The following is a 26,998-nucleotide window of genomic DNA, read 5'->3' as shown; positions in this document are numbered from 1 at the left end:
AAATAAGATCAGTCGCTCGCCAAGGATCTTTCCAGAGAAACTTGGCAGGTCGTCAATTGTCGACGATAGCGCTCGGCATTCGCCGCCACCCGCCGGGCGACCCGCAACAGCCAGGGCTTGGCGAGATGAGTCTTGCGCCGGAAACCGCCCTGGCCCTCATGATAGGCCAAGTATTGGCTGTACGCATCGTGTTTGGGAATCCCGAGCCGGATATAGCTCTGATGCACATACCAGCCGATGAAATCGGCGACGTCGTCGAATTCGTCCCGATCCGCCCAGCCGTTGCCCGTTTTCGTTCGATACCACTCCCAAGTCTCGTCCTTGACCTGGCCGTAGCCGTAGGCCGACGACGGCCGCCACAGCGGCAGAACTCCCAAAAACCGGTAGCGCGGCGGACGCGCGTCTTCGACGAAACTCGATTCCTGGTTGATGATCGCCATCTGGATCGGCACGGGGACGCCCCAACGCTGCTGCGCCTTCCTGACGCCAGCGTACCAATCCTCCTTTTCGAAAAAAATCGAGCACACATTGGACGGATTTTTCGGCGGAGCCGTCGCGCACCCCGCCAGCACCGCCGCAAACAAAAGAAAAACGACCGGTTTCGCCGGAGCCGCGCCGGCTCCCGTATCCCGACAGCCCATCAGTCGCCGGACTGCCGGGTGTGGACCTTCTGTTCGGGCCGAAGCGATCTCCATGTCCATTCGCCGGTTGCGGCAAACTCCAACACGGCGTCGTAATGATCGAGCCCGTCGTGCGAGTCGCCGAGATTGACGTAAGCGATCCCTTGGGCGGTGAGCATATCCAGCACTTTCTCGACCTGCTCCGAACTGAGAGCGGTATCGATCCGATCCAGAAAAGCGAATTTGGGCGCCGCGATCACGAGCCGGCTTACCGCTACCAGTTGCTGTTCGGCCAGAGACAGGATGCTGTCCCAGTCGTGTTCCGCGTCCAACCCGCCGGCTCGCGCCAGCACGGACTCCAGATCGAAGGCTTTGAGAACGCTGCGGATGCGCTCTTCGTCGATCACGAACTCCTGACCGGTGCGGAGCAGCAGTTCGCGCAGCGTTCCGGGCGGAAGATAAGGGCGCTCCGGAAGAAACATGATGCGATTCAATTCCGGCCGGATGATCCGGCCCTCGCCTTTCTCCCAAAGCCCGGCGGTGGCTTTGAACAAGGCCACCCTCGCGGTGTCGTCCTCTCCATAAACCAGAAGCCGTGTTCCGGAAGGGACCGAAACGGACAAATCCCTGACGACGACCCGGTCATCTTCGGGTGAAAGCAGCGTCAGATGCTCGTACGCCAGCAACCCGTCATTCTCGCAAACCTCGACAGCCGCCGGAACGAAATGCGTTTTGACGCAGAGCGGGCACTCCGAGGTGCGACGACGATGGGGGCAGACTTCGCCCGCCGGAACCGGCGTCGCTTGCGCTTGTTCTATGGCCTCCGCGAGCGAACCCAGCCGAGCGATGACCGCGGCGAACGAGGAAAGGGACTGGAAGTTGGTTACGATCAGGGAGAACGCTCCCAGAAGATGCGCGAAGGCCATGGCCGCCTGGGGAATCACGCCGAACTCGACCTCCCCGCGGATGAAGAGCGGAGCCACGATCAGGGCGGGGATGATCTGTATGAGGTAATTGTAACCGGTGGTAAAGAATCCGAGATTACGGTTCACACTGATGATTTTCCGGAAATTGGCCGTCAATTCATCGAGATGACGCAGGATTCTGGCTTTGGCCCGGCCCTCGCGCCGCAACAGCGCGACCGCCTCGGCATTCTCCCGGAGATGGATGAGATCCGCCCTGAAATTGGCCTCTTTGTCGAGCTGGCTGTAATTCAACTCGATCAGGGGATAGCCGAATCGGATGGTCAGATAGGAACCCGCCACCGCGTAAACGACGGCCACGCCGAACAGCAAGGGGCTGATCGACCACATCACCCCCGAGAAAGCCACCACGGTAAAGGCGCCGTTGAGGAACATCAACAGGAAAGAAAGCGTCGTCGTCGTGAATGCGCGCACGTCGTCGGCAATCCGCTGGTCCGGATTGGCGATTTCCCCGTTGGCGATCAACCGATCGTTGAGCCGGTAATAAGTGGGATGTTCCAGATAAGTATTGACGAACCGGCGGGTCAACCATTCCCGCCACAGCAGCCCCAGGCGCTCTTCGGCAAAACGGTAAAAAACCGCGACCAGGGTACTGCCCATCAAGACGCCGACATAGACCATCCCCTGCCAGACGAACCCATCCCAATCCCGTTGCGCGATAGCCGTCATGAAATCGCGGCCGACGTAGCTGTTAAGAACGTTCAAGCCGTTGATCGCAAACAGAAACGCGATCAACCCCGCGAACAGCATGATGGCTTTGTGGCCGACCTCGGAAACGACAAAACTCTTGATGCCCCGGACGAAACGAGCCCAGGTCAGCCGGTTGATATGTGAAAATGCTGCACTCATAACAATAGTCTTTACGTTATCCGCCGCAGATCGTCCCTCACCCGGCGCACGGTTCCGAGAAGCATTCGGCCTTACAGGAACCAAAGTTGATCTTATCCGGCCCCCTGGCACGGCCGGGCCGCGATACCTTTTTTCATTTCAGACTGGGCGGCAGTGTGAATCAAACCCCGTATTGACCGCAAGGGGCCGGACCGCCGCGGCCATCGCCGGAGACGCCGATCGAAACACGGAGGAACGCACGGGCGATCATGAGGCTTCGATAGGATCCGTCATCATCCAAGCTTCGCTCGCGACCTATATCCTATCCGCCGGAATCGGCTAAACTGCTAACCGGATCCGGTCGAAAATCGAACGCCCGAACGAACATGAATTCCGAGGATGATGTCATGGCCGCCAAAACCGTCGAGCGCGAATTGAGTGAACAGACCCTTGCCGCGTTATGGAAGTATGTGAAATACATCCTGCGGATACACATATCGGGAATCCTCGACGAAGCGGAAACGAACGGCCGCGCCGGAAACATCGGCACGCATTCGACGTGACCGTTTCGGACCGCCCCGAAAATTCCCGCGGGCGGCCGAAATCGTCCTCCGATTTCGAGGAAATTTGACGAACGGCTAACGAAGCGGCGGACTCGCCGGAGAGAACGGCCGATTGTTCGAAACCCTTACCGTATCGGAGAAGCCCGCCATCTCCGCGGCGATCATCCGGTAAAGTTCGGGCGTCCAGGACGGCAGCCCGTAACCCTCGGGATCGAGCGGCAAGATGCGCGGATCGCGCGGCGCGATGATCACTTTGACGTTTTCTTCCCCGACCTGGGCCGTAAGCACGAACAGATCTTCTATCGCTTCGTCACCCATGGCGAGGCAGCCCGCGGATACGGCATTGCCGTGGATAAAAATGTCCGAGCCCGGATCGAAACGGCCTTCGCGCCGGGCATGGAACCAGTCGAACTCGTTCGGATAGTTCAGCTTCATCGACAGATGATAGTTGCTGTTCGGGTTTAGCCCGACGATGCGATAGACTCCTTCGGGAACCTGTTTGTCGCCTTGCCGCAGCTTCGGTCCGGTCACGCCGCTGGCCGCCTTGATGTCGTAGTCGCGGATGAAACGGAATTCGCCTCCGTCTCTGGCCCAAACCTCGAGTTTCTTTTCCTGTTTCAGCGCGATGAAGGTGACTTCCCGCGGCGGATAGGCCACCCCGGCTTTCTGGAAAAAGGGCTTCAGTTGCCGGGCGGCGTAGGGTCCGAACTGGTCGAGCACGTCGCCGGTGGTCCGCTGGCCGGATTCGAGGATGCGTGGCGTAAGCATGGGAGATTGAGTCATGATCGGCTCGGACGACTGAGCGGCGGGCGAATGGTGTTTCTTGGCCACTTTCAAAATTTGTTTGCCGCCCGTCCGCGCGGTTTTTTTACCGGCCCCGGCACAGGCCGCCAAAAGAGCCGCCACCACTATCAGCAACAGAATATTCTCGAATTTCGATTTCATACGCTGATCCCTCAAAAAGAATCTCGCTTCCTTGGCGATGCGGCTGTCGGTCGAACGAATATCGGTTGCAAGCCCCTACCCCTTCGACCGCAAAAGCTCAGTTCATGTCGTGACATGTCTCGCGCCAAACAATATATCTTCATATGTCTCCAAGCAACCCGATCGGCGGCCCTGCTCAGTCGGCCGTATCGGGTTCGAAAAACACCCATTTCACCTGGGGAAAAGCCGTCTTCAAACCCGTCTCGCAGCGATTGATATCGGCAATCATGTCGCTCGTTCCGGCTACCCGGCGCATCTCCGCCTTCACCGCCACCATCACGTCGCTGCCGAGTTGCAACGTGATCAGATTGAATATTTGGGCAACTTCCTCGCGCTTGTCCAGATAATTATGAATGGCTTGCTTGACCTCGGACTCCACACTTTGGCCGATCAGCAGACCGGAAACTTCCGCGCCGATGCCCACGGCAACCAGCACCAGCAACGCGCCGATAGCGATACTGCCGGCCGCATCGTAAACCGGATCGCCGGTCATCATGGCCAAGACGACGGCGATCAGCGCAAACACCAAGCCCGCCAAAGCGGCCACGTCTTCTCCCAAAACCACGATCAATTCGCTCTGGCGCGTGTCGCGAAACCATCGCCAAAGTCCTCGCTTGCCTCGTGCCTTGTTGACTTCCCGCAGACATCCGTAAAGCGAGATGCTCTCCATGATGATGCTGAACGCCAGGATTCCGATCGCCAGCCACGGCGACTCCAGCCCTTCATGCGCCTCCAGCTTGTGTATGCCTTCGTAAATCGAGAATAATCCGCCCATGCTGAACAGAATCAGCGCAACGATGAACGACCAGAAATAAATCGCCTTGCCGTAGCCCAGGGGAAAGTCGGGCGAAGGCGGACGTTTCGCCCGCTTGAGGCCGAGGATCAGCAATCCCTGATTGCCGCAATCGGCAAATGAGTGGATGGCCTCCGCAAGCATCGAATTGGAGCCGGTATGAACGGCCGCGAACAGCTTGGCCGCCGCGATGGCCGCATTCGCACCCAAGGCAAAAAAGATAGACTTTAGAGAATCGGTTTGATGGGACATGACTCTTTGTGGCTTATTTTTCTTTTGCGGACGGAAAGCCGGAAAAGCATAGCATTCCTCGGGCGCGGTGCAGAACGGCCGGCCCTGCGCGCCGGGGAAAAGACATGATGCGGCGCGTACTGACGATCGTCGCCGCACTCGTCTTCACGCTATCCGTTGCGGCCGACGAGCCGCCGGGCCGGCTGGTGGACGTAGGCGGCTATCGTTTGCATATTCGCTGCATGGGCCGCGGCACGCCGCCGGTGATTCTCGATCACGGACTCGGCGGCTCGTCGGCGGATTGGGCCAAGGTGCAGAGCAGGCTCGCGACCGTTACGCAGGTATGCGTTTACGACCGGGCCGGCTACGGATTCAGCGACCGCGGGCCCTCGCCGCGCACCAGCAGCCGCATTGCCGGCGAGCTGCGGACCTTGCTGGACCGCGTCCGGCAAGACGTCCCGCCGCCCTATGTTCTGGCCGGGCACTCTTTCGGCGGCTATAACATGCGCATGTTCGCGGGGCTTTTTCCGGAACAAACGGCCGGATTGGTTCTGGTGGATACGCCGCACGAAGATCAGGCGGAAGGCATCTTCGAACACCGCCTCATACGCGAAATCGATCCCCACGGGATGTTGCAGGGCCTTTGGGAGCCCGGGTTGCTGAGTGCCGTGGCCGAACTGATCGACCCGGGACTCCTGGCGCCTTCGTTCGGCGTATCCGCCAAAACGTTGCAGGCGATCCTCGCCGAAGCGGGCGCCTACGAAGAAAGCGGCCGAGAACTTCGTTCCGCCGACATTCATCCGGATATGCCGTTCGCCGTCATCATGCATGGCGTTCGAATCATGCCGGACGGCCAACTCGGGGACGATATCGAGCGCGAATGGTTGCGACTGCAAAGAGGGCTGGCCGGGCGCTACAAAACCGGCGAAGTTTTGCTGGCCGAAAAAAGCGCGCACAACATCCCGCTCGACGAACCGGAGCTGATCGTCGACGCGATACGAAAAATGATCGATTCCCTTCGAAACGCCAATTCATTGAGAAAACACGATGGATAAACGCCGCTTTCCCGCCGATTTCATCTGGGGCGCCGCCACCTCCGCCTATCAGATCGAAGGTTCGCCCTTGGCCGACGGAGCCGGCCCCAGCAACTGGCATCGGTTCTGCCGCACGCCGGGAGCGATTCACGCCGGCGATACCGGCGACGTGGCTTGCGACCACTACCGGCGCTGGGCGGACGACGTGAAACTGATGAAGGAACTGGGCCTCGAGGCTTACCGGTTCAGCATTGCCTGGAGCCGCGTTCTGCCGAGCGGACGCGGAAAACCGAATGAAAAAGGTCTGGAGTTCTACCGCAATCTGACGGATGCGCTGATCGCCAACGGTATCGAACCCTTCGTCACGCTGCATCACTGGGATCTCCCGGCGGCGCTCGACGATCTCGGCGGCTGGGCCAACCGCGACTCGGTCCATTGGTTCGCCGATTACGCCCATCTGATTTTCAGGGCCCTGGAAGACCGGGTCCGCTACTGGACCACCCTCAACGAACCGTGGGTGATCGTCGATGCTGGATACCTGCACGGCGTCCATCCTCCGGGTCTCGAGTCGCTCGAAAAAACGCCGCAGGCGGCCCACAATCTGTTGCGCGCGCATGCCTCGGCGGTGCAAGCCTTCCGCGCCGACGGCAAAGGTCAAATCGGTCTGGTGGTGAACCTCGAACCCAAATATGCCGCCTCGAACGATCCCGAGGATGCGGCCGCCATGGCGCGAACCCATGCCTATATGAACCGGCAATTTCTCGATCCGGTTTTTCTCGGCGCCTATCCCGAAGAACTCGCCGAAATCTTCGGCCGTGATTGGCCCCGCTTTCCCGAAGACGATCTGAAGCTGATCCGGGAGCCCATCGATTTTCTCGGCATCAACTATTACACCCGATCGGTGGTCCGCAGCGCCCCATCCTCCCCACCTTTCTACGCCGCCCCGGTGCCGCAAACCAATGCCGAACACACGGAAATGAATTGGGAAGTGTTTCCGGAGGGTCTCAAGTCCTGCCTGCTCTGGGTGAAAAGGCGGTACGGCGACATTCCGCTGTATGTCACGGAAAACGGCGCCGCCCTGCCCGACCCGCCGTCGGCGGAAGGACGCATAGAAGACTCGCGCCGGATCGATTATTTTCGAACTCATCTCCGCGCGGCGCACGAAGCCGTTCGACAAGGCGCCAATCTGAAAGGCTATTTCGCCTGGTCCCTGCTCGACAATTTCGAATGGGCTTGCGGCTTTTCCAAGCGATTCGGCTTGGTACGGGTCGATTACGCGACCCAGAAGCGCACTCCGAAAGCCAGTGCATCGTTTTACCGGCAGGTTATCGAGAGCAATGGAGAGGCGATTTGGGACTGAACGATCGAAGCTTCGACGTTTTTTCTCCATAGGGCACGGCCACGTCACGACTGTCCGGAGCGCGGCGCGAGTCGGCGATGCCTCGGACAGCATTGCAGGAAACGCTGAACGCGTCGATTCTCTTCGCACCATTGTTCCGGCATCCGGCCCGGCCGCGAACCGCATCGGCTCTTATTAATCAGGCCCGTAAATATGCTCCCGGTATTTCGGGCCGATGCAGGCCCGGTTACACGCCCGGCCTTGCCGATGCGGTTCGCGGCCGGGCCTGATCGAAGCCTCCTTGGTTCGTAACTCGATCTAAAAACAACGTTGTTATCATTCGATGCTTACAAGATAATCCTCACTCACGCGCAACACACTATTCACTTGATTGCCATAATGCGCGATCATGCACAGACTGAATAACCACACTCTCACCGAGGGTTAAGTGATTTCGGTTTTAAAATATATAAAGAAATTTCGAGGAGGATCTGCTTATGAGAAAAATCGGCACTTTAATTTTGAGTACGGGCCTCATCGTCGCCGCAGCGCCCTGTGCCTTTTCCGACGAGGACTCCCGTTATCCCGCGCATCACTTCAAATCCTCGGTGATTTACCAAGATCGCGAATTGATCGCCCAAAAAGGTTCAAACTCTCCCGCGGATAACCATTCCGATACCTATCGAGACCCCAAGTATCCGGGTTCCAGCTTCACGCCGACCGTGATTTATCAAAATCCCGAATTCATCAAGAAGTAGGCTCGATACCATCCGAGCATTGTGGAATGCACCGCCGAGCCCGATGTCGACCATGTCGGGCCGTCAATTTTCCGGAGAAACCGATGTCCGATTTGTCATCCCCTACGTCAAACTCAGGCTTCGGCCTGAAAACAGTCCTTGAGCGCTTGAACGGAGAGGTCTTTTTGAATTATCCGCTGCTGACCAGCCTGTTCGTGACGGACTTCGCCTTGCTGAGCTTCGGACGAGAGCCGCTGCTGCTCCGTTTCTTTCTGCTCGCGGGGCTGGTTTATCTCGCCATGTTCTTCAGTACAAAGTCGGTCGCTCGAGGCGCGGGTTCCCGAAAACCATCCTGACGCAAGGACGGATTTCGCGAACTCGAACGAAAAACCTTGGCATCGTTGGTTCTGAAGTTTTTTCCTTCACTCAAGAGGCGAAAGCGATGAGGAAAATCGATAAGACGTCGACAATGAAAGCCTCGCGCGGCGGTATTCAAGTCGCGCGCAACGGCTCCGTCACGAAGCTGCACGGCGACTCCGCCAATGGAGCGCGGGTATGAACATAGCAAAAACGTCGAAGCCGGAAATCGGCTTGCCGGACTGGCAGAAATTTATCCCGATCCTTCTGGATCATCCGATCCAAACCAGTCTTTTTATCGTCAGTTTTGCGTTTCTCCTTCTGGTCGACGCACCCATTCTGCTGTCGATCCTGCTGCTCTCGGCACTGGTTTATTTTATTTTTGATTTTGGCGGGCAGTTGCCCCGAGCCGCCGAGCGGTCTAAAACTCATCCGAATGCCGCTGTCGAACGCGCCGCAGCCGCGAGTTCGGTCGTTGCCGACAGTGTCGAGCCGCCGAAACGTTCGACGAGACGAGTCGCGCAGAGCGCGAGCAGCCCGCAAGAGCCGCAGACAAAACCGCGCAGAACCCGACGGCGGGCAGGCAAATCCTGAGGGAATCGAGAGTCGTCCGACGAATGGCCGCGCCGGTTTTGTGACGTCCCGGCGGATTATCGCGATAGCACTCGGAGACATTCTTTCCCGCCAAGCAATACCGGATAAACCTAAAAACCGCCGTCGAATCGCCGAAATGACCGCGGTGCCGCGCCAGCCGCCGCAGGCCCTCTCCCCACCCCCTCGCCCGGAGGGCGAGGGGCCAAACGTCCTCTCCCTTTGGGAGAAGGTCGGGGATGAGGGCTCAGGGCTTTCCGGGTTGTCTCCAACGGCCGGATTAGGATAAACGATACAGCGGCAAGAGCGGGCTGTTCCTGCATTTCCCGGTGTGGGACGGAAAAAGCAATGGGCGCCAAGGCGCCCATTCTCGATCGTCGAAACCGGAAGGTCTCGTCGTTCTCTTCAGCCCTCGCCGACTACCGTGATTTTCTTCGGTTGTACGGCGGCTTTCTTCGGTATGGAAATCTCCAACACACCGTTGCCGCAGCGAGCCGAGATGCCTTCTGCATCGGCGGTATCCGGCAGCGAGAAGCGGCGATAGAAGGAGCCGTAAACCCGCTCGATGCGTTTCAGTCCTTCGCGGCGGGCCGTGGCCTCGGTTTTCCGCTCGCCTTTCAGCGTCAGTATGCCGTTCTCCATCGTGATATCGATGCTGTCCGGGCTGACGCCGGGCAGATCGGCCCACAGAATATAGCGGTCGGGTTCCTCTTTGATGTCTACGGCGGGAGTCCATTCCGCGGTGGCCGCGGTATCGGTGCCGGGACGGCCGCCTTCGAACGAACGTTCCAATTCTCTTTGGAGTTGATTCAACAGGCTCCAGGGTTCATACCTACTCATCGTGCTCATCTCCTTTGGTTGAAGCGTTTCTGCTCTAAACCCGATATGGAGATGCGCGTCGGTTTTTCAAGCGCTCGCCCGTCAGCCGACCCAGACCCTCGCGTTTCGGAACAGGCGCATCCACGGCCCGTACTCGCCCCATGCCTTGGGATGCCAGGAATTCTGCACGGTACGGAAGCATCGCTCCGGGTGCGGCATCATGATGGTGAAGCGGCCGTCGAGCGTCGTCAGGCCGGTAATGCCCAGCGGCGAACCGTTCGGGTTATAGGGAAACGCTTCGGTAATTTTCCCGTATGTATCCGTGTAGCAGAGCGATACCAACCCGAGGCTGAGCGCCTTGCGCGCATCGTCGTGGAACTCGGCCCGCCCTTCGCCGTGAGACACGACGACCGGCATCCGCGATCCCTCCATGCCGGCAAACAGGATGGACGGCGATTTCTGAACTTCCACCAGGGCCACCCGCGCCTCGAATTGCTCCGATTCGTTACGGACGAAGCGCGGCCAGTGCAAGGCGCCGGGGACCAGTTCGGCGAGATGGAACATCATCTGGCAGCCGTTGCAGACGCCGAGCCCGAATGTATCCTGCCGATGGAAGAACGCTTCGAATTCGTCGCGGCCGCGCGGATTGAGCAATATCGACTTCGCCCAGCCGCCTCCGGCGCCCAGCACGTCGCCGTAGGAAAATCCGCCGCAAGCGGCCAAGCCGACGAAATCGCGAAGACTCGCGCGCCCGGACAGGATATCGCTCATATGCACGTCGACCGCGGTGAAGCCGGCCCGGTCGAATACCGCCGCCATTTCCACGTGGCCGTTCACGCCTTGTTCCCGGAGGATCGCCACCCGCGGGCGGCCTTTATTGAAAAATGGCGCGGCGACGTCGTGGCCGGGATCGAAGGTCAACTCGGCGCTGAGACCGGGATCATCTTCGTCCGCGATTGATTCGAATTCCTGGCGGGCGCAGTCCGGATTGTCGCGCAGCGCCTGCATGCGGTAGCTGGTTTCCGACCAGATCTGCTGGAGTTCCGCGCGGGTCTGGAACAGCAAGACTTCATCGCCGCGCTTGAACACGATTTGCTTGTCGGCGCGGGGCGCGCCGACGACACGGCTGAACCGGCCGAGTCCCGACCGGCCGAGGCGATCCATGACCTCCTTCAAGTCCGCCTCGCGCACCTGCACCACGGCCCCGAGTTCCTCGGAAAACAGCGCGGCGACGGCATCTTCCCCGAGGTCGGAGACATCGATTTCGAGGCCGCAGCGCGCGGCGAAGGCCATTTCGCAGAGCGTCGCGAACAAACCGCCGTCCGACCGGTCATGATAAGCCAGCAAACGGCCGTCCGCGTTCAAGGACTGAATTGCGGCGAAAAAGGATTTGAATGCCGCCGGATCGTCGAGATCCGGGGATTCGCCCCCCGTTTGCCGGTAAACCTGAGCCAGAGCGGAACCGCCCAGGCGGTTCCTACCTTGGCCGAGGTCGATCAGGATCAAGCGCGTCGGACCGCCGTCGAGTTGAAGCTCCGGCGTCAAGGTGCGGCGGATGTCGGCGACCGGCGCGAATGCGGAAATGATCAGCGACAAAGGCGCCGTCATGACGATGTCCCGCCCGTTCTGCCGCCATACCGTCTTCATCGACAGCGAGTCTTTCCCGACCGGGATGGCGATCCCCAAGGCCGGGCACAATTCCAGGCCGACGGCCTTTACCGTATCGAACAGCTTGGCGTCTTCTCCCGGCGCGCCGGCCGCGGCCATCCAGTTGGCCGACAGCTTCACCCGGCTCAAGGGACCGATCTGAGCGGCGGCGATATTGGTCAAGGCTTCTCCCACGGCCATCCGGCCGGATGCCGGCGCATCGATCACCGCCAACGGCGCGCGTTCGCCCATCGCCATGGCTTCGCCGGTATGCGCCTTAAACCCCGAAGCGGTGACCGCCACGTCGGCCACCGGCACCTGCCACGGTCCGACCATCTGATCGCGCGCCACCAACCCGCCGACCGAGCGGTCGCCGATCGTGACCAAAAAACGCTTATCCGCCACGGCAGGGAAACTCAATATCCGCCGCGCCGCTTCCCGGATTTCGATGCCGTCCCGGCAAATGGGAGATGGCCCGCCGGAAATTCTCGTCACGTCGCGCTGCATTCTCGGCGGTTTGCCGAACAGCAGCGCCATCGGAATATCGATCGGGTGAGTACCGAATCGATTGTCGCCGAGGACCAGGCGCTCTTCTTCGGTGGCATGGCCGATCACGGCATAGGGGCAACGCTCGCGTTCGCAGAAGGCCCGGAATCGGTCCAGCGCCTCCGGCTTGAGCGCCAGGACATAACGCTCCTGCGACTCGTTGCACCAGATCTGCATCGGCGACATGCCCGGCTCGTCGATGAGTATGTCGCGCAGTTCGAAACGCCCTCCCCGTCCCGCGTCGTGAATGATCTCGGGCACGGCATTCGAAAGCCCGCCGGCGCCGACGTCATGGATGGACAGGATCGGGTTGTCCTCGCCCAGCGCGGTGCAGCGGTTGATCACTTCCTGGCAGCGCCGCTGCATCTCGGGATTTTCCCGCTGGACCGAGGCGAAGTCCAAGTCCTCGGCGCTCTCCCCCGATGCGACGGAGGACGCCGCTCCGCCGCCGAGACCGATCAGCATGGCGGGGCCGCCGAGCACGACGATGGGCGCTCCCGCGGGGATCGTCTCCTTGGCGAGATGATGCGGCCGGATATTGCCCATTCCGCCCGCGATCATGATCGGCTTGTGATAGCCGTGCAGCCCGGAACCGCCCGGGGCGGGCTGCTCGAATGCGCGGAAATAGCCGCACAGATTGGGGCGGCCGAATTCGTTGTTGAACGCCGCCCCGCCGATGGGGCCTTGCAGCATGATGTCGAGTGCGGAGGCGATGCGGCCGGGTTTGCCGTGGTCCTGCTCCCAAGGCTGCCCAAATCCCGGAATGCGAAGATGGGATACGGAAAAACCGGTGAGCCCGGCCTTGGTCTGTGAGCCCCGGCCGGTGGCCGCCTCGTCCCGGATTTCGCCGCCGGAACCGGTCGCCGCGCCGGGATGGGGCGAAACCGCCGTCGGATGATTGTGGGTTTCCACCTTCATCAGAAGATGGACCGGCTCTTCCCGATAACCGTATGCCAGGGTTTCCGGGTCGCGCAAAAACACTTTCGCCGCCGTGCCCTGGATGACGGCGGCATTGTCCCGATAAGCGGACAGGACGCCCTCCGGAGACCGCTCGCGCGTATTTTTGATCATGCCGAACAGGGTTTCGCCCTGCGATTGGCCGTCGATGCGCCACTCGGCGTTGAAAATCTTGTGCCGGCAGTGCTCGGAGTTGGCCTGGGCGAACATCATCAGTTCCACGTCGGAAGGATTCCGACGAAGCGCGGTGAAGCTTTCGACCAAATAGTCCAGTTCGTCATCGGACAAAGCCAACCCGAGCTTGCGGTTGGCCTTGATTAGCGCCCATTTTCCCTCTTCGAGCAGCGGAATGTACTCCAACGGCGCCGGCGCATGGTGCTGAAACAGAAGATGCTCTTGCCCGCGCGCGAGCACCGTCTGGGTCATCCGGTCATGGATCAAAGCCTTTATGGCGTCTCGGTTCGAGAGAGCGATCCCGTTATCGCTGCGAATGTGATACTCGATGCCTCTTTCGACGCGCAGAACGGCCGCCAGATTGCTGCGCCGCACGATGTCGGTCGCCTTGCTCGACCACGGCGAAATCGTGCCGAGCCGCGGCACCACGAGAAAATAGTCGCCCGGGACGCTTTGCGAATCGCGCGCCGGCCCGTAATCCAGAAGGCTTTCCAGGGCCCGGTTCTCCAGCCCGTTCAACTCGCGCTTGGTCTCGGCGAAATGCACATAAGCCGCCGAAACCTCGATGATGGACGGCTCGGCGCCCCGAAGATCGGCCAACAGTTTTTGCAGACGGAACGACGAGAGCGCGGGAGGACCTGGAAATTTAGCAAACATGATCTGATTTTCTACCATGATCGGCGATAAACGGCGTCGTTTGATGGAAACAACGCGGAAAAGCTATTGCTTTTCCGGTTGCCGGGGTTCTTCGAGAGACTGTAGCGTTTGGTGCAGACGCTTGAGCAGTTCGAATCCCGGACCTTCGGTCTGAGGCTTGCCCTCTTGGTCGAGAACATAAACCACGGTCACGTCCCTCCGGCTCTCCAGCTTGACCCGATATTCCTTGACCGGCGTTTCGGACCCCGAGAAGAAGGAAGCCAGATCGGCCAGCAGTCCCCGATCTGCGTAGGGCTTGTCGTCGCCGCTGAAATAGACGTAATAAACGCCGTCCGAACGGTTCCGATCGCTGACTTCGAGCTTGAGCCGGCCAAGAGCCTTGTCGATATCGTTCCAGGCCTCGGCATAAGGCCCTTCGAGTTCGATCAGCGGAATGTCGTCGGAATTCTGCGCTAAAGTGGCCGGCGGCCCGTTCGACGGCTCCTGGGTTCCGGTTCGCTTCTCGGCGGACGAACCGTCCCGATCGGAGCGTTCTTCTTCCTCTCCCGCCGACCGGTCGTCGGCTCTTTCGATGGTCGATGCATGCAAATCCGGAGGAATTTCCAAGGGCGGAATCTCGGAACTGTACTTATATTGCTTCTGCTTATCGGGAAAAAGGCCACTGATGAAACTGCAACCGCTCAAAACGAGAGCGCTTGAAATCAAAATAACCGCTCTGAGGTCGAATCGATTCATACTACGCCGGGCATCAAACCACGCCGGCTCGCTGCATTGCGTTGCGCACCGTCTCTCGACACCCTTCCGATAGCCAGGTCAACGGCAGGCGTATGCCCGAATCGATCCATCCCATTTCGTGCACCGCCCACTTGACCGGGATCGGATTCGATTCGATGAACAAGTCGCGATGGAGGGCGGCCAGCTTGGCATCGATGGCGCGGGCGGCTTCCGCGTCGCCTGCGACGCTCGCCGCGCACAGCTCGTGCATCAGCTTGGGCGCCACGTTGGCCGTCACCGAGATCACGCCTTTTCCGCCGAGCAGGCAGAATTCGCACGCGGTCGCATCGTCGCCGGAATAAAGGAAGAAATCCGGGCCGCACAAGCGCATAATTTCCCTAGCGCGATCCAGATTGCCGGTGGCTTCCTTGATCCCGACGACGTTGGGAATTTCGGCAAGGCGCGCGACGGTTGCCGGCAGCATATCGCACGCGGTCCGGCCGGGAACGTTATAAAGGATTTGCGGAATGTCCACCGCCTCGGCGACGGCCTTGTAATGAAGATAAAGACCTTCCTGCGTGGGCTTGTTGTAATAGGGCGTCACCAGCAGACAGGCGTCCGCTCCGGCCTCCTTGGCGCGAGCCGTCAGGTTGATCGCCTCCGTGGTGGAGTTGGCGCCGGTGCCGGCGATCACGGGAATCCGCCCGGCAACCCGGTCCACGACGAATTGAATGACGCGGCAGTGTTCCGCCTCGTCGAGCGTCGCCGATTCTCCGGTGGTTCCCACGGCAACGATGGCATCGGTTCCCTGCTCGATATGAAATTCGATCAAGCGGCTCAAACTTTCGTCGTCCAGTGCGCCGCCCCGCTTCATCGGGGTCACCAATGCGACGATGCTACCTTGAATCATGCAACTTAACTCGGTTCAATAAAAAAAACATGTTACCGTGCGTCGCGGGCATCTGACAACCGCGTGCGCCGCGCGAACGAGGCGAAATCGGCAGGAGCCGAAGCCGCGTCGGCAGCGGCGCCGCCTGATTGAAAGTGATACACTTTTCGCATTTTTGATGAAGAGAAACGACACCTCTATGCAGCTCGCCATTACCGTCCTAGGCGAAGACCGCCCCGATCTGATCGTGGAGATCACCCGTGCGATCAAGGACTGCAAATGCACGATTCTCGAAAGCCGGATGACCGAACTCGGGCATGAGTTCGCCGGTCATTTGCTGGTCGAGGGCAACTGGAACCATATCGTGCGGCTGGAAAGCGCGTTCGAAGTCCTGGCCAATCGCTTTGCCTTGAAGATCAACGTGTTGCGCGGACGGGAGCCGGAAGACCGGGAAGACAGCACCCTGCCCTACGCGATCGATATTTTCGCCACCGATCAAATCAACAGTATTCACGAGCTCAGCGCGTTTCTTACCGGCCGCAACATCAAAATCCTGGATCTCAGCACCAGCCGCTATCCGGCGCCGTTCAGCGGCACTCCGTTGTTTCTCGCGCATATGGTCGTCAAGATTCCGACCGAAATGCGCATCGTCTCGCTGCGCGACGAATTCCTGGATTTCTGCGATCAGCAGAACCTGGACGCCATACTCGAACCCGTAAAACGCTAACCCCAGGAATCTCCATGACCACGATTTCTCCCGGCCGGGCGGCGCCGGATTTCTCGGCTCCGGCCACTTCGGGCAAAACCGTCACGCTGGCGGATTATCGAAACAAGTACGTCGTCCTTTACTTCTATCCCAAGGACAATACGCCCGGCTGCACCCAGGAAGGCCTGGATTTTCGGGATCTGTACGCCGAGTTTCAAAATCTGGACGCCGAGATTCTGGGAGTTTCACGGGACGGCGTGAAATCCCACGAAGGCTTCAAATGCAAGTTCGAATTTCCGTTCGAACTGATCTCCGACCGGGACGAAACGGTCTGTACGCTCTACGACGTCATCAAGATAAAGAACATGTACGGCAAGCAGGTGCGGGGCATCGAGCGCAGTACCTTTCTCATCGATAAAACCGGCGCGATCGCCGCCGCCTGGCGGAAAGTCGGCGTCAAGGGGCATGCGGCCGAAGTACTGGGGAAAATCCGGGAATTATCCGGCGGCTAAGCTTTCATCCCCGGCCGTTTCCTTCCACTCGCAGAAAATTTTCGAGATGAGCCAAGACCAAAACTCCGAGCGAAAGCTTTTCATCCTGGATACCAACGTACTGATGCACGATCCGGCCTCGCTGTTCCGCTTCCAGGAACACGATATCTACATTCCCATGATCGTGCTGGAAGAACTGGATCATTCGAAAAAGGGCCTCTCGGAAGTCTCCCGCAACGCCCGCCAATCCAGCCGCTTCCTGGATGAATTGATCCAGCACGCCGATATCCACGCCATCAACAACGGCATTCCGCTGAACCAGTTGCAATACGCCGCCCGCATCGACGAAAAATGCAGCGGGCGCCTGTTTTTTCAAGTCCGGCGCATGGATTCGGTACTGCCGGAGAGCCTGCCCGGCGATTTGCCGGACAATTCCATCCTGGCCACCACCCTGGCCTTGTCCAAGGAGCAACCGGAAATCCAGGTGGTGCTGGTGTCGAAAGACATCAACATGCGGATCAAGGCGTCGGTTCTCGGAATACGCGCCGAGGACTACCACAGCGATCAGGTGCTGGACGACATCAACCTGCTGTACAGCGGCGCGCTCGAACTGCCGCTCGACTTCTGGGAAATCCACGGCAACAAGATGGATTCCTGGCAGGACCCGCAGGGTCGCACCTTTTACCGCGTGTCGGGTCCGCTGTTGAAAAACTGGTATCCCAACCAGTTTCTTTATCTGCCCGACGAGTCGAACTTCGAAGCCATCGTCCGCAGCAAGGAGAACGGCAGCGCCGTCATCGAGCTGGCGCGCGACTACCGAAATCCGCAGCATGCCGTATGGGGCATCCGGGCGCGCAACCGGGAACAGAATTTCGCCTTCAACATGCTGCTGGATCCGGAAATCGATTTCGTCACCCTGCTGGGCACCGCCGGAACCGGCAAGACGCTTCTGACCCTGGCGGCCGGCCTTGCCATGACGCTCGAGCAGAAAATCTACCGAGAGATCGTGATGACCCGGGAAACGATTCCTCTGGGCGAAGACATCGGCTTTCTGCCCGGCACCGAGGAAGAAAAGATGACCCCCTGGATGGGCGCGCTGCTCGACAACCTGGAATTGCTGAGCAGCCATGACGGCAACGGCTCCAGTTGGGAGCGGCAGGCCACCAACACATTGCTCCTGAACCGCGTCAAGATGCGCTCGCTCAACTTCATGCGCGGACGCACTTTCCTGGACCGGTTCATCATTCTCGACGAAGCGCAAAACCTGACATCGAAACAGATGAAAACGCTGATCACCCGCGCCGGCCCCGGCAGCAAAATCGTCTGCCTCGGCAACATCGCCCAAATCGATACCCCTTATCTGACCGCCACCACCTCCGGCCTGACCTACGTGGTCGACCGGTTCAAGGATTGGCCCCACGCGGCGCACATCACCCTGAAACGGGGCGAGCGTTCCCGCCTGGCGGACTTTGCCGCGGAAACCCTATAGAACGAGCCCGGCGCCGTTCACTACAAACACGCTCCGCAGGATAAAGAAGCATGGACCAGAATGCCGCACCCGAACCTGAAAGCTGGTACCGCATCCGGCTTTCGCGCGACGAATACGAAGGCGGCGAAGTCGCCGTCATACAAGATGCTTTCCGGCGCATCTATATCGCGCGAAACGGACCGAAGGGAATGGCGATGTTCGGAACCCAGCCGGACGACGAAGAGGCTTACTTTGTCTATTTCACGCCCGAGTCGCTGCCCCATGCCCGCGTGTTGATCGAGGCCTATTCCGCAGAGTCTCATGCGCCGCCACCCTATCGGCGCCTTTCCCTGATCGTCGGAGAAGAACGGAATCGGCGGTAACGCTCCGAGGCGGCCGCCGATGGGGAATGCAATCGGGCAACAATATCGCAAACACGAGGCCCTGCTCCGCCTTCGGAGCGGGTAACGAGCGACCATCGAGACCCTGAGAATGACGACACGATGAGAAAAACATGAGCTCCGCCGTGCGGGCTCTGACAGCAAGGCGGACCACGTCATCGAGGCCGCCAAGGTCTATCCGTCGCTGGAGGCCGCCATCGCCGGTCTCGAATTCGTCTATGCGACGACGGCACGCGACCGCTATGGCTACAAGCAGGTCCGCTCGCCGGCGGTGGCGGCTGGCGATCTGCGCCAGCACTTCCGTGAAGGACGGGCGACGGGCATCCTCTTCGGACGCGAGCGCACGGGCCTCCCAACGAGGAGATGCACTGGCCGACGAGGTGACTTTCCCGGTCAATCCCGCCTTCGCCTCGCTCAATCTTGCCCAGGCCGTGCTGCTGATGAGCTACGCGTGGATGAAGAGCGGCCTCTCGTCGGTCGAGGCGACGCCGTTCGGCGCCTTGCCGCAGCGGCCGGCTCGCAAGGACGAGTTGCAGGGCCTCTTCGATCATGTCGAGGAGACGCTGGATGTGCGCGGCTATTTCCGACCTGCCGACAAGAAGCCGAAGCTCGTCGAGAACCTGCGCACGCTTCTCACCCGCCCCTCCTTCACCGGTTCGGAGATCCAGGTCTTGCGTGGCGTCGTCTCCTGTCTCGACCGGTTCACCCGGGAATCGCCGCGCGGCGCGGGCGGCCCGAACCGCACGCGCAACCGCCGGCCCAAGGTGCCCCGTGACAGCGAGTAGCGCAAAACCCATCCTTGTCTTCGACAGCGGCATCGGCGGACTGACCGTGCTACGCGAGGCGCGCGTGCTGATGCCCGAGCGGCATTTCACCTATGTAGCGGACGATGCGGGCTTTCCCTATGGCGGATGGGAGGAAAGGGCGTTGAAGCGGCGAGTCATCGAGCTCTTCGGCAAGCTGCTTTGCGATCACGACCCGGAAATCTGCGTCATCGCCTGCAATACGGCCTTCACGCTGGTCGGCGCGGACCTGCGCGCCGCCTTTCCCGACATGCCCTTCGTCGGCACCGTGCCGGCGATCAAGCCGGCCGCCGAACGCACGCGCTCCGGCCTCATTTCGGTGCTGGCGACGCCGGGCACCGTCCGGCGCGCCTATACGCGCGGCCTGATCCAGTCCTTCGCCAGCCGCTGCGACGTGCGTCTCGTCGGCTCGGAGAACCTTGCACGCATGGCGGAAGCCTATATTCGCGGCGATGTCCTGGCCGACGAGGCGGTACGCGCCGAAATCGCCGACTGTTTCGTGGAGGAAGGAGCGCGCAAGACCGATATCGTCGTGCTTGCCTGCACCCATTATCCCTTCATGGGCAATGTCTTCCGCAGGCTTGCCCCCTGGCCGGTCGACTGGCTCGATCCCGCCGAGGCGATCGCCCACCAGGCCCGCCGCCTCGTCCCGCCGCTGGAGGCCCTCGCGCCCGGTGAGGACCTTGCCATCTTCACTTCCGGCAAACCCGACTTTGCCACCTGCCGGCTGATGCAGGGGTTCGGGCTGCGCGTTGCCTGAGATGGCTTTCCCTGTGGGTTTCCTCAAAGCCGGGCGTCACGCAGGGGGATTTCATGTTAGGGCTTGCCGGTTGACCGGCGGCGGCCTGGGGAATCGCGGGTGTCAGGAACGAGGAATGGAATAAAGGTCGGCATCGACATGGGAACGGTGCAAGGTGGCGCACCGGCCAGGCTCGATAGCGAGGAACTACTGGCGACGCGTCTTCTGGTGCAGGGCAATTCGGGCTCCGGCAAGTCGCACCTGCTGCGGCGGCTGCTTGAGCAGTCCGCTCAATGAGGGCAGCGGGTTATCATCGACCAGAGGGGGATTTCGTCACGCCCTCCGACCGTTTCGGCCATGTGGTCGTCGACGGCGAGCGCACGGAGGCCGAACTGGTCGGCATCGCTACCCGCATCCGCCAGCACCGTGTCTCCGGCGTCCTCTCGCTGGAGGGGCTTGAAGCCGACGAGCAGGTGCGCGCTGCCGGCATTTTCCTCAACGCGCTATTCGATCGGTTCACTGGCGTTCAAGGATGCTCTGAATAACTGTGACGAACCGTTCGTGTTGAGCGTAGCGCCAGCCACGACCGCTCCTAAAACGGCATTTGAAGCGGGTGGCAGACCGTTCGTGCTGCTATACATCAGGGCAAACGGGATCTTCTGCCGTTTTTAGGATAATCGTAACCGGCTCTGAGCCGGGCCGAACCGGCATTCACAAAATTTGCCCTGTTTGAAAGGCGCTACGCCTCTGCGCAGCGTTTTCCATTCCATTCCTTCACGCGAGACCGGCTGACGTGTCAGCCCGATCTTACACTGTTTTCCATATTTCACTGACTTGACACGTGATCCCGGTGGGCGTCTCCTAGCGGGGCCATTGCGCTCAGTCTTTTTCCCCGATTTAAGCTCCCCAGCTTTTTTGTGTGGCGACTCCTGAGCCGACAATTCGGTTCTTTTTCTTATCTGGTTGATCCGCCTGCCTCGTCGCTCGGGAAAAACGCCCGTGCATTGGCGAACTCGGTGCGATAGCCGGATGAGAAAGGCATCGGCGATGCTTGATGTAGATGGACAATATTGGAGGAATCAATCGAACGCTGTTGACACATTGATCACATGCTGGATTCGACGTTGTTTGACTTACGGCTTCACTTGGATGATTTCGAAAAACGAGGAGTGTTAAATGAATAAGAAGGCAGTTGTTATCTACGCGCTACCCTTATGGCTGACGGCAGCACCGGGCGTGGCGCAGACGTTGACGCCCACCGAAGAATTGGGGAAAGCTATCTTCTTCGACGAACGTTTATCCATCAACGGCAATCAAGCCTGTGCTGCGTGTCATGGCCCCGAATCCGGCTGGACCGGACCCGACTCCGCGATCAATACGGCGGGAGCGGTTTATGAAGGCTCTATAAGCGGGCGCTTCGGCAACCGCAAACCGCCCAGTTCGGCCTACGCGACATTCAGCCCGATCTTGCACTACGTGATCGAAAAGAAGAAGGCAGTATTCGCCGGCGGCAACTTCTGGGACGGTCGCGCCACCGGCGAGAAACTCGGCAGCCCGGCCACCGACCAGGCGCAAGGCCCCTTTCTGAATCCCTTGGAACAGGCCCTGTCCTCGCCGGCCGATGTCGTTTCCCGGGTCTGCGGCGGCGCCTATGCCGGCCTCTTCATGCAGGTCTGGGGGAATGACGCCTGCGATCAGGATAAAGTGAACGCCGCCTATGACGATATCGCGCGCTCCATCGCCGCCTTCGAAGCCTCGCCCGAGTCGAATGCCTTTACCTCGAAGTACGATTATTACCTCAAGGGCATGGTCGACCTGACTCAAGAAGAGAAGAAAGGCCTAAACCTGTTTAAAAGCAAAGGCAAGTGTGCAAACTGCCATGTTGCCGATCCCGGTCCCAACGGCCAGCCTCCGTTGTTCACCGATTTTACCTACGACAATCTCGGCGTACCGCGCAATCCTGACAATCCTTTCTACACTCAGACAGCGTTCAATCCTGCGGGGCTGGGTTGGATCGATCTCGGTTTGGGAGGATTCCTGGCGAACCGCTTGGATTACTCGCAATTTGCACCGGCAAATCTGGGGAAACAGAAGGTGCCCACGGTGCGTAATGTCGACAAGAGGCCGTATGCAGGATTCGTCAAGGCTTATACCCATAACGGCTATTTCAAGAGTTTGAAAGGAATCGTTCATTTTTACAACACGCGAGATGCCAAACCGGCCTGTATCGATCCGTTCACTACCGAAGCGGATGCGTTGGCCCAGAACTGCTGGCCGGCACCGGAGGTTCCCGTGAACGTGAATACCCGGGAACTGGGCAATCTTCATCTGACGGAAGACCAGGAAGATGCGATCGTGGCTTTTCTGAAGACACTGTCGGACGGTTATCAGCCCTGACCCGAAATTCCGGCGCTGCCGACGCAGCGCCGGCGGCCTCCCGGTGTCGGAGCATTTTCAATGCGGATGTAGGGGTGACGTAGGGTGACTTGGGTCGCTCCCACTATATACGACACAGGCATTCTGCACGGAATGCCGTTAAGGAAACTCTGATGAAGTCCTTCGACAGGCTCAGGACAGGCTTGTCGAACGCTCTCCTGAGCAGGGTCGAAGGGCCTGAACGGAATCCACTTGTTCAGAGCTTCCTTAACGCGAGATGAAAACGCTCTAGCCATCCCAAAAGAATAAGAAAACATGAAAAACCTGATCTTGATCATGATCGGAATCATCGGGGGACTCGCCCTGCTCAGCTCGATCGCCATCGTCCATAGCTCGGATGCCGGAAATACTATCGAAGGGTGTGTCGACTTTCTGCCTGCCGGGAAATCGTATTCCTTCAGCATCGTAGGCAGCGTAGATACAACCGGCTCAACGCCGAAGATGGTCGGATCGTTTACGCTTTCAGATCCCGATCTCCTGGCCGGACACGCCGAACTCCCCGAAGAAGCGAAAATTTTCGCATCGTGCGTCGCCGCCCTGATTCAATGAGGGCCGACCGATCGCCCACGGCTCCGTGGGCGTGGCCGACTCTCGGAACATCGCGCGGCATCCCCGCTTCGCCGAGACGGTCTCGCTCTATCGTCGGACGTGCTGCGCAGCCGGCTCTATTGCCCGCACGGCGAAGCGGAAAAGCGCATCCGGAACGCTCGACTCGCGTTGTTCGGCCTCCCGGCAGCGGCCTCCGGGAGGCTACGGTGAACGATCCGGGCTAAGAGCATCAAGCTTCCGAATGATCGAGACCGTCATAGGCGAGCTGTTTGCCGAGCACGCCGGCGACCGCCAGAAAAAAGGCCAGCCCGCGTCGGACATCGGGATCGCGGGCCATGCGCAGCAGCCCCATCAGAGAAGGCGTTTCCGACGTGCCGGAAACACGGGCGCCGGCCATGCGCACGGCATTGCCGGCAGTCCAGGCCGTCGCCATCGCTTCCTCATAGGCCTTGCACAGTTTTTCGATCATGTAGGCATCGCTCATATCGACCGCATCGGCAGCAACCGACAGCAGGTCGACGACCCGGTTCAGCCGGCGTTGGGCCAGCAAGGGCTCGATTTTTTGGATGAGCTCGTTAAGACCCTCCGCGGCCGCCGCGTCTTGCAGCAGGCGCTTGCCATCGAACGAGTCGAGAACGGACGCGGCGGAATCGGCCGCGCGACCGGAAACGGATTGATTCGTCGTACTCATTTTAATTTCTCCTGTGTCGTTGATCCGATGCGGGAGGCATTGCCGGCGCGCTACGCCCTCACACCAAACCTCGGGCGACCGCCCAATAAATGCCTCGGTTGAACGATTTCCGCATCAGGCCGCCCAGCTTGTTGGGAGGATTGGGCTTGACGTCGTTCTTATAGTCGTACCAAAGCGGCATGCCGTCCTCGAGCCCCATCTGAGCGATGGCGACGACTTTGCCGTCATAAGCGTCGCTGATCCGTCCCAAGCGGAGTTCCGAGGCGATGTTGTTGACCACGACGGGGGATTGGTTATGGGCGGCGCCGCCGGCTTTGCTCACGGGAAGATCGACCGTGTCGCCCAGCACGTAAACATTGTCGAGACCCAAGACCTTCAGGGACTCATGGTCGGTGGGCATCCAGCCTTCGTCGGCGGCCGCCCGGGATACCCCGGATTCGCGCACGGCATCGACCGCGCGTATCGGCGGAGTCGCCATAAGAATGTCGAAATTCTCTTCCTGGCCCTCCTCGGAAAACGCGACTTTCGTATCCGGATCGACCCGCTCCAGGGTGAAGCCGCGTTTATATTTGATGTCGCGCTGTTCGAAGATGGCCGGCAGCACCTCGCAAGTTTCTCGCTGCAGGAACAGACAGTTGCGGAGGAGTTGTGACACCGTCGGGTAGGTGTAAACGATCTCCACCCGGTCGCGCACGCCGCGCTGCCGCAAAAGGTCGTCCAGCATCAAGGTGGTTTCGATCGGGGCGATACCGCATTGATGAGGCACGTTGTGGGTCTTCGGAAAGCTGACCGTGATGAAGATCCGTCCCTTTTCGATCGTGCTGAGTTTCTCCGCCAACTGCCGCGCCGGCCGGTATTGGTAGAAATGATCCCCGGCCTCGGCCAGTCCCTCGATGCGCTCGGGCGAAGGAATGCACCCGGTTGCGATGACCAGGAAGTCGTAGCCGTGCTCGCGTCCGCTCCGGCATTTGACCCGGTTTCTTGAAAAATCGAAGCGGACCACCTCGTCGACCTGAAATTCGATTTCCGGCCGCAGGAGCGCGCGCTGCGGACGACGCAATTCATTCAGGAAAAAACTGTTGAACGCCACGTACATGAATGCCGGCTTGTAATAGTGCCAGGGCGAATTGGACAGCATCATGACCTGGACCTTGCCGGATCGAATCTCGGGATACAGCTTGGTGACCAGATGGTTGGCGGTCATGGTTCCGCCGATCCCTCCTCCAACGATCAAAATGCGCGATGCCATAGGATGACTCCTGAGTGGGGTTAATCAACCTAAAAACCGCCGTTGAATCGCCGAAATGACCGCAAGGCTGCGTCAGCCGCCGCAGGCCCTCACCCCCAACTCTTCTCCCGGAGGGCGAGGGGCCAAGCTCCCTTCTCCCGACCTTCAAAACGCCCTCTCCTTTTGGGAGAGGGCCGGGAGAGGGTTTAGGGCTTTTCAGGTTGTATCCAACGACCGAATTTAGGATAAACAGAACGAGCGTTCGTTCTGATTTCGGGGCAAAAAAATTTATGGGCGCAAGGCTTGCCAGGTGTTGGCCCATAGCTCTTCCAAATAGCCGTCCAAGGCTTGTTCGATCACGCCATCGAGACGCAGGCAAATCATGCGGATCGCGCCGCCATAGGTAATCACCGCCGCCATCATCGGGTCCATCCGGCGGATTTCCCCCCGTTCGATGCCCTCGAACACGAAGCCGCGCATCCGGATGAAGGCGGAAGCCGAGCAGATCGCCTTGGCATCGGGCAGGAACTCCCGATGGCGCGCATGGATAATGAAGCCCATGATGTCGGGTTCCGCCTCGGTCAGTTCGAACAGCATCTTGATCACGGCGTGACAACGCGCTTGCGCGGTTCCGTGGGTGGCCTCGATGTCGTCGATCAACGCGTTCATCCGATCCAGCAGGTGGTTGTACAAAGCCCACGCAATCCCTTCCTTATCCCGGAAGTGATGGTAAATGAACCCGACCGAGGTCCCGCTTTCGCTCACGATATTCTGGAGCGAAGTGTTGAAGAATCCTTTCTGGGTAAAAAGCCGCAGCGCGCTCCGGAGCGCGACGGAGCGTCGGGAACCGGAATCGGGGAAAAGCAGGGAAGATTTTATTGCCATGATCGAAATGCTAGAACGAACGTTCGTTCTAGTCAACAAAAAATTTGCGTCTGAAAGCCGGAAGCCCGTGTCCGGGGCGATCCGGCCATTGTTATCATCCGGCGCGACTTCAACACGGTGACGATCGGCCCGATGCCCGAGCACTCGGGCGAACGATGCCGGCATCCGGCGCCGGGCGGCAACCACCACATGAGAGAGGCGAAGGCATGACCCAACTATTTGAATGGCCCGCGAAGGCTCGCGAAATCCACAATCATCATTTCGATTCCACGATCTGGAACGACTTTCGGTTCCGGGACGACGACATCGTCGTCGCGACCTACGGAAAATCGGGGACGACCTGGATGCAGCAGATCATTGGCCAATTGATCTTCGGCGGCGACCCGGACATCGCGGTCGCGACGCTGTCGCCCTGGCTCGACCTGCGCGTTCCGCCGAAAGCGGCAAAGCTGCCGGTCGTAGAGGCGCAAGCCCACAGGCGGTTCCTCAAGACGCATTTGCCGGTAGACGCCCTGGTATTCTCGCCCCGGGCAAAGTACATCTACATCGGACGAGACGGGCGGGACGTGGTCTGGAGTCTGTACAACCACCACGCGAATGCCAATCGGGCGTGGTATGAAGCGCTGAACGACACGCCCGGACGCGTGGGTCCTCCGATCGAGCCGCCGCCCGACGACATCCGGCAGTATTGGCGCGACTGGATGGATCGTGACGGCCACCCTTTCTGGCCGTTCTGGGAAAACGTCCGCAGTTGGTGGAGCATCAGGCATCTGCCCAACGTCATGCTGATCCATTTCACCGATTTGAAGCGAGATCTGCCGGGCCGCATGCGCCGTATCGCGGCCTTTCTCGACATTCCGATAGACGAATCCAGATGGGAAATCATCGTCGAGCATTGCTCCTTCGACTGGATGAAGCGGAACGTGCCGAAAAGCGCCCCGCTGGGAGGCGTGTTCTGGGACGGCGGCGCTCAGGTCTTCATCAACAAAGGGACGAACGGCCGCTGGACCGACACCCTCACGGCGGACGATACGAGCGAGTACGAATCGCGGGCGGTCGCGGAATTGGGCGCCGAGTGCGCGCGCTGGCTCGCATCGGGAGAGAAAACGGACTAAGCTCCGATCAGGATTGCCGGCCC

Annotated in this window: 28 protein-coding genes; 17 read left to right on the top strand and 11 right to left on the bottom strand. The window is 59.8% G+C overall.

Annotation, left to right across the window (positions count from 1 at the left end; all coding sequences use genetic code 11):
- Window positions 1-8 precede the first annotated feature (8 nt).
- Entirely contained in the window at window positions 9-641 is a 633-nt protein-coding gene (locus ACWJKU_RS07410) for a transglycosylase SLT domain-containing protein (RefSeq protein WP_454147273.1), read from the bottom strand.
- The gene (locus tag ACWJKU_RS07405; RefSeq protein ID WP_454147271.1) at window positions 641-2,452 is read right to left on the bottom strand and encodes an ABC transporter ATP-binding protein/permease; all 1,812 of its coding nucleotides are present in this window, start codon (window positions 2,450-2,452) and stop codon (window positions 641-643) included. Before ACWJKU_RS07405 ends, ACWJKU_RS07410 begins: the two co-directional genes overlap by 1 nt.
- Before the next feature lie 386 nt (window positions 2,453-2,838).
- Here ACWJKU_RS07405 and ACWJKU_RS07400 point away from each other — a divergent pair, with 386 nt between their 5' ends.
- Window positions 2,839-2,994, top strand: a complete 156-nt coding sequence (locus tag ACWJKU_RS07400; protein WP_454147269.1) for a hypothetical protein — start codon at window positions 2,839-2,841, stop codon at window positions 2,992-2,994.
- 75 nt (window positions 2,995-3,069) lie between these two features.
- Here ACWJKU_RS07400 and ACWJKU_RS07395 read toward each other — a convergent pair whose 3' ends face one another.
- Entirely contained in the window at window positions 3,070-3,939 is an 870-nt protein-coding gene (locus tag ACWJKU_RS07395; RefSeq protein WP_454147267.1) for a L,D-transpeptidase family protein, read from the bottom strand.
- A gap of 175 nt (window positions 3,940-4,114) precedes the next feature.
- Window positions 4,115-5,023, bottom strand: a complete 909-nt coding sequence (locus ACWJKU_RS07390) for a cation diffusion facilitator family transporter (RefSeq protein ID WP_454147265.1) — start codon at window positions 5,021-5,023, stop codon at window positions 4,115-4,117.
- Between the two features lie 104 nt (window positions 5,024-5,127).
- Between ACWJKU_RS07390 and ACWJKU_RS07385 the strand changes: the two genes are divergently transcribed.
- From ACWJKU_RS07385 to ACWJKU_RS07365, 5 genes are all read left to right on the top strand, one after another.
- Entirely contained in the window at window positions 5,128-6,057 is a 930-nt protein-coding gene (locus ACWJKU_RS07385; RefSeq protein ID WP_454147263.1) for an alpha/beta fold hydrolase, read from the top strand.
- The gene (locus tag ACWJKU_RS07380; protein ID WP_454147261.1) at window positions 6,050-7,396 is read left to right on the top strand and encodes a GH1 family beta-glucosidase; all 1,347 of its coding nucleotides are present in this window, start codon (window positions 6,050-6,052) and stop codon (window positions 7,394-7,396) included. The genes ACWJKU_RS07385 and ACWJKU_RS07380 overlap by 8 nt, the downstream gene beginning before the upstream one ends.
- 476 nt (window positions 7,397-7,872) lie before the next feature.
- The gene (locus tag ACWJKU_RS07375) at window positions 7,873-8,133 is read left to right on the top strand and encodes a hypothetical protein (protein ID WP_454147259.1); all 261 of its coding nucleotides are present in this window, start codon (window positions 7,873-7,875) and stop codon (window positions 8,131-8,133) included.
- Window positions 8,134-8,297: 164 nt separating this feature from the next.
- Window positions 8,298-8,468, top strand: coding sequence for a hypothetical protein (locus ACWJKU_RS07370; protein WP_454147257.1), 171 nt, complete (start codon window positions 8,298-8,300; stop codon window positions 8,466-8,468).
- A gap of 235 nt (window positions 8,469-8,703) precedes the next feature.
- Window positions 8,704-9,063 (top strand): hypothetical protein, encoded by a 360-nt coding sequence (locus ACWJKU_RS07365; protein WP_454147255.1) that lies wholly within the window; start codon window positions 8,704-8,706, stop codon window positions 9,061-9,063.
- A gap of 402 nt (window positions 9,064-9,465) precedes the next feature.
- Here ACWJKU_RS07365 and ACWJKU_RS07360 read toward each other — a convergent pair whose 3' ends face one another.
- The 4 genes from ACWJKU_RS07360 to dapA all read right to left on the bottom strand — a co-directional run bounded on the left by ACWJKU_RS07360 (window position 9,466) and on the right by dapA (window position 15,484).
- Entirely contained in the window at window positions 9,466-9,900 is a 435-nt protein-coding gene (locus tag ACWJKU_RS07360; protein ID WP_454147253.1) for an Hsp20/alpha crystallin family protein, read from the bottom strand.
- Between the two features lie 81 nt (window positions 9,901-9,981).
- Window positions 9,982-13,860, bottom strand: a complete 3,879-nt coding sequence (gene purL / locus ACWJKU_RS07355; protein WP_454147251.1) for a phosphoribosylformylglycinamidine synthase — start codon at window positions 13,858-13,860, stop codon at window positions 9,982-9,984.
- A 63-nt stretch (window positions 13,861-13,923) separates the two neighbouring features.
- On the bottom strand, window positions 13,924-14,466 hold the full coding sequence (gene bamC / locus ACWJKU_RS07350; RefSeq protein ID WP_454147249.1) for an outer membrane protein assembly factor BamC: 543 nt from the start codon (window positions 14,464-14,466) through the stop codon (window positions 13,924-13,926).
- 142 nt (window positions 14,467-14,608) lie between these two features.
- On the bottom strand, window positions 14,609-15,484 hold the full coding sequence (dapA, locus tag ACWJKU_RS07345; protein ID WP_454147247.1) for a 4-hydroxy-tetrahydrodipicolinate synthase: 876 nt from the start codon (window positions 15,482-15,484) through the stop codon (window positions 14,609-14,611).
- Window positions 15,485-15,662: 178 nt separating this feature from the next.
- Between dapA and ACWJKU_RS07340 the strand changes: the two genes are divergently transcribed.
- The 10 genes from ACWJKU_RS07340 to ACWJKU_RS07295 all read left to right on the top strand — a co-directional run bounded on the left by ACWJKU_RS07340 (window position 15,663) and on the right by ACWJKU_RS07295 (window position 23,056).
- Window positions 15,663-16,190, top strand: a complete 528-nt coding sequence (locus ACWJKU_RS07340) for a glycine cleavage system protein R (RefSeq protein ID WP_454147245.1) — start codon at window positions 15,663-15,665, stop codon at window positions 16,188-16,190.
- A gap of 14 nt (window positions 16,191-16,204) precedes the next feature.
- The gene (locus ACWJKU_RS07335; RefSeq protein ID WP_454147243.1) at window positions 16,205-16,681 is read left to right on the top strand and encodes a peroxiredoxin; all 477 of its coding nucleotides are present in this window, start codon (window positions 16,205-16,207) and stop codon (window positions 16,679-16,681) included.
- Window positions 16,682-16,727: 46 nt separating this feature from the next.
- A complete protein-coding gene (locus ACWJKU_RS07330) occupies window positions 16,728-18,149 on the top strand; it encodes a PhoH family protein (protein WP_454147241.1) in 1,422 nt (473 codons plus the stop codon).
- A 50-nt stretch (window positions 18,150-18,199) separates the two neighbouring features.
- A complete protein-coding gene (locus tag ACWJKU_RS07325) occupies window positions 18,200-18,511 on the top strand; it encodes a hypothetical protein (RefSeq protein WP_454147239.1) in 312 nt (103 codons plus the stop codon).
- A gap of 260 nt (window positions 18,512-18,771) precedes the next feature.
- Window positions 18,772-19,314 carry a hypothetical protein gene (locus tag ACWJKU_RS07320; RefSeq protein WP_454147237.1) on the top strand — a complete coding sequence of 181 codons (543 nt, stop codon included), beginning with the start codon at window positions 18,772-18,774 and terminating at the stop codon, window positions 19,312-19,314.
- Window positions 19,301-20,092, top strand: coding sequence for a glutamate racemase (gene murI, locus ACWJKU_RS07315; protein WP_454147235.1), 792 nt, complete (start codon window positions 19,301-19,303; stop codon window positions 20,090-20,092). Before ACWJKU_RS07320 ends, murI begins: the two co-directional genes overlap by 14 nt.
- A 99-nt stretch (window positions 20,093-20,191) precedes the next feature.
- The gene (locus ACWJKU_RS07310; RefSeq protein WP_454147233.1) at window positions 20,192-20,368 is read left to right on the top strand and encodes a helicase HerA domain-containing protein; all 177 of its coding nucleotides are present in this window, start codon (window positions 20,192-20,194) and stop codon (window positions 20,366-20,368) included.
- Window positions 20,365-20,616 carry a hypothetical protein gene (locus ACWJKU_RS07305; RefSeq protein WP_454147231.1) on the top strand — a complete coding sequence of 84 codons (252 nt, stop codon included), beginning with the start codon at window positions 20,365-20,367 and terminating at the stop codon, window positions 20,614-20,616. The genes ACWJKU_RS07310 and ACWJKU_RS07305 overlap by 4 nt, the downstream gene beginning before the upstream one ends.
- A gap of 631 nt (window positions 20,617-21,247) precedes the next feature.
- Entirely contained in the window at window positions 21,248-22,468 is a 1,221-nt protein-coding gene (locus ACWJKU_RS07300; RefSeq protein ID WP_454147229.1) for a cytochrome-c peroxidase, read from the top strand.
- 294 nt (window positions 22,469-22,762) lie between these two features.
- Window positions 22,763-23,056 (top strand): hypothetical protein, encoded by a 294-nt coding sequence (locus tag ACWJKU_RS07295; protein ID WP_454147227.1) that lies wholly within the window; start codon window positions 22,763-22,765, stop codon window positions 23,054-23,056.
- Window positions 23,057-23,285: 229 nt separating this feature from the next.
- On the opposite strand, the gene ACWJKU_RS07290 is transcribed toward ACWJKU_RS07295, so the two are convergent.
- The 3 genes from ACWJKU_RS07290 to ACWJKU_RS07280 form a co-directional block, all read right to left on the bottom strand.
- On the bottom strand, window positions 23,286-23,747 hold the full coding sequence (locus tag ACWJKU_RS07290) for a DUF1641 domain-containing protein (RefSeq protein WP_454147225.1): 462 nt from the start codon (window positions 23,745-23,747) through the stop codon (window positions 23,286-23,288).
- 58 nt (window positions 23,748-23,805) lie between these two features.
- Window positions 23,806-24,996 (bottom strand): NAD(P)/FAD-dependent oxidoreductase, encoded by a 1,191-nt coding sequence (locus ACWJKU_RS07285; protein ID WP_454147223.1) that lies wholly within the window; start codon window positions 24,994-24,996, stop codon window positions 23,806-23,808.
- Window positions 24,997-25,263: 267 nt separating this feature from the next.
- Window positions 25,264-25,860 (bottom strand): TetR/AcrR family transcriptional regulator, encoded by a 597-nt coding sequence (locus ACWJKU_RS07280; protein ID WP_454147221.1) that lies wholly within the window; start codon window positions 25,858-25,860, stop codon window positions 25,264-25,266.
- A gap of 206 nt (window positions 25,861-26,066) precedes the next feature.
- Here ACWJKU_RS07280 and ACWJKU_RS07275 point away from each other — a divergent pair, with 206 nt between their 5' ends.
- Window positions 26,067-26,975, top strand: coding sequence for a sulfotransferase domain-containing protein (locus ACWJKU_RS07275; protein ID WP_454147219.1), 909 nt, complete (start codon window positions 26,067-26,069; stop codon window positions 26,973-26,975).
- The last annotated feature ends 23 nt before the right edge of the window (window positions 26,976-26,998 follow it).

The organism is Methylocaldum sp. MU1018, from assembly GCF_053646775.1.
The sequence above is the reverse complement of the archived record's forward strand: the minus strand, read 5'-3'. Positions and strand labels throughout refer to the sequence as shown.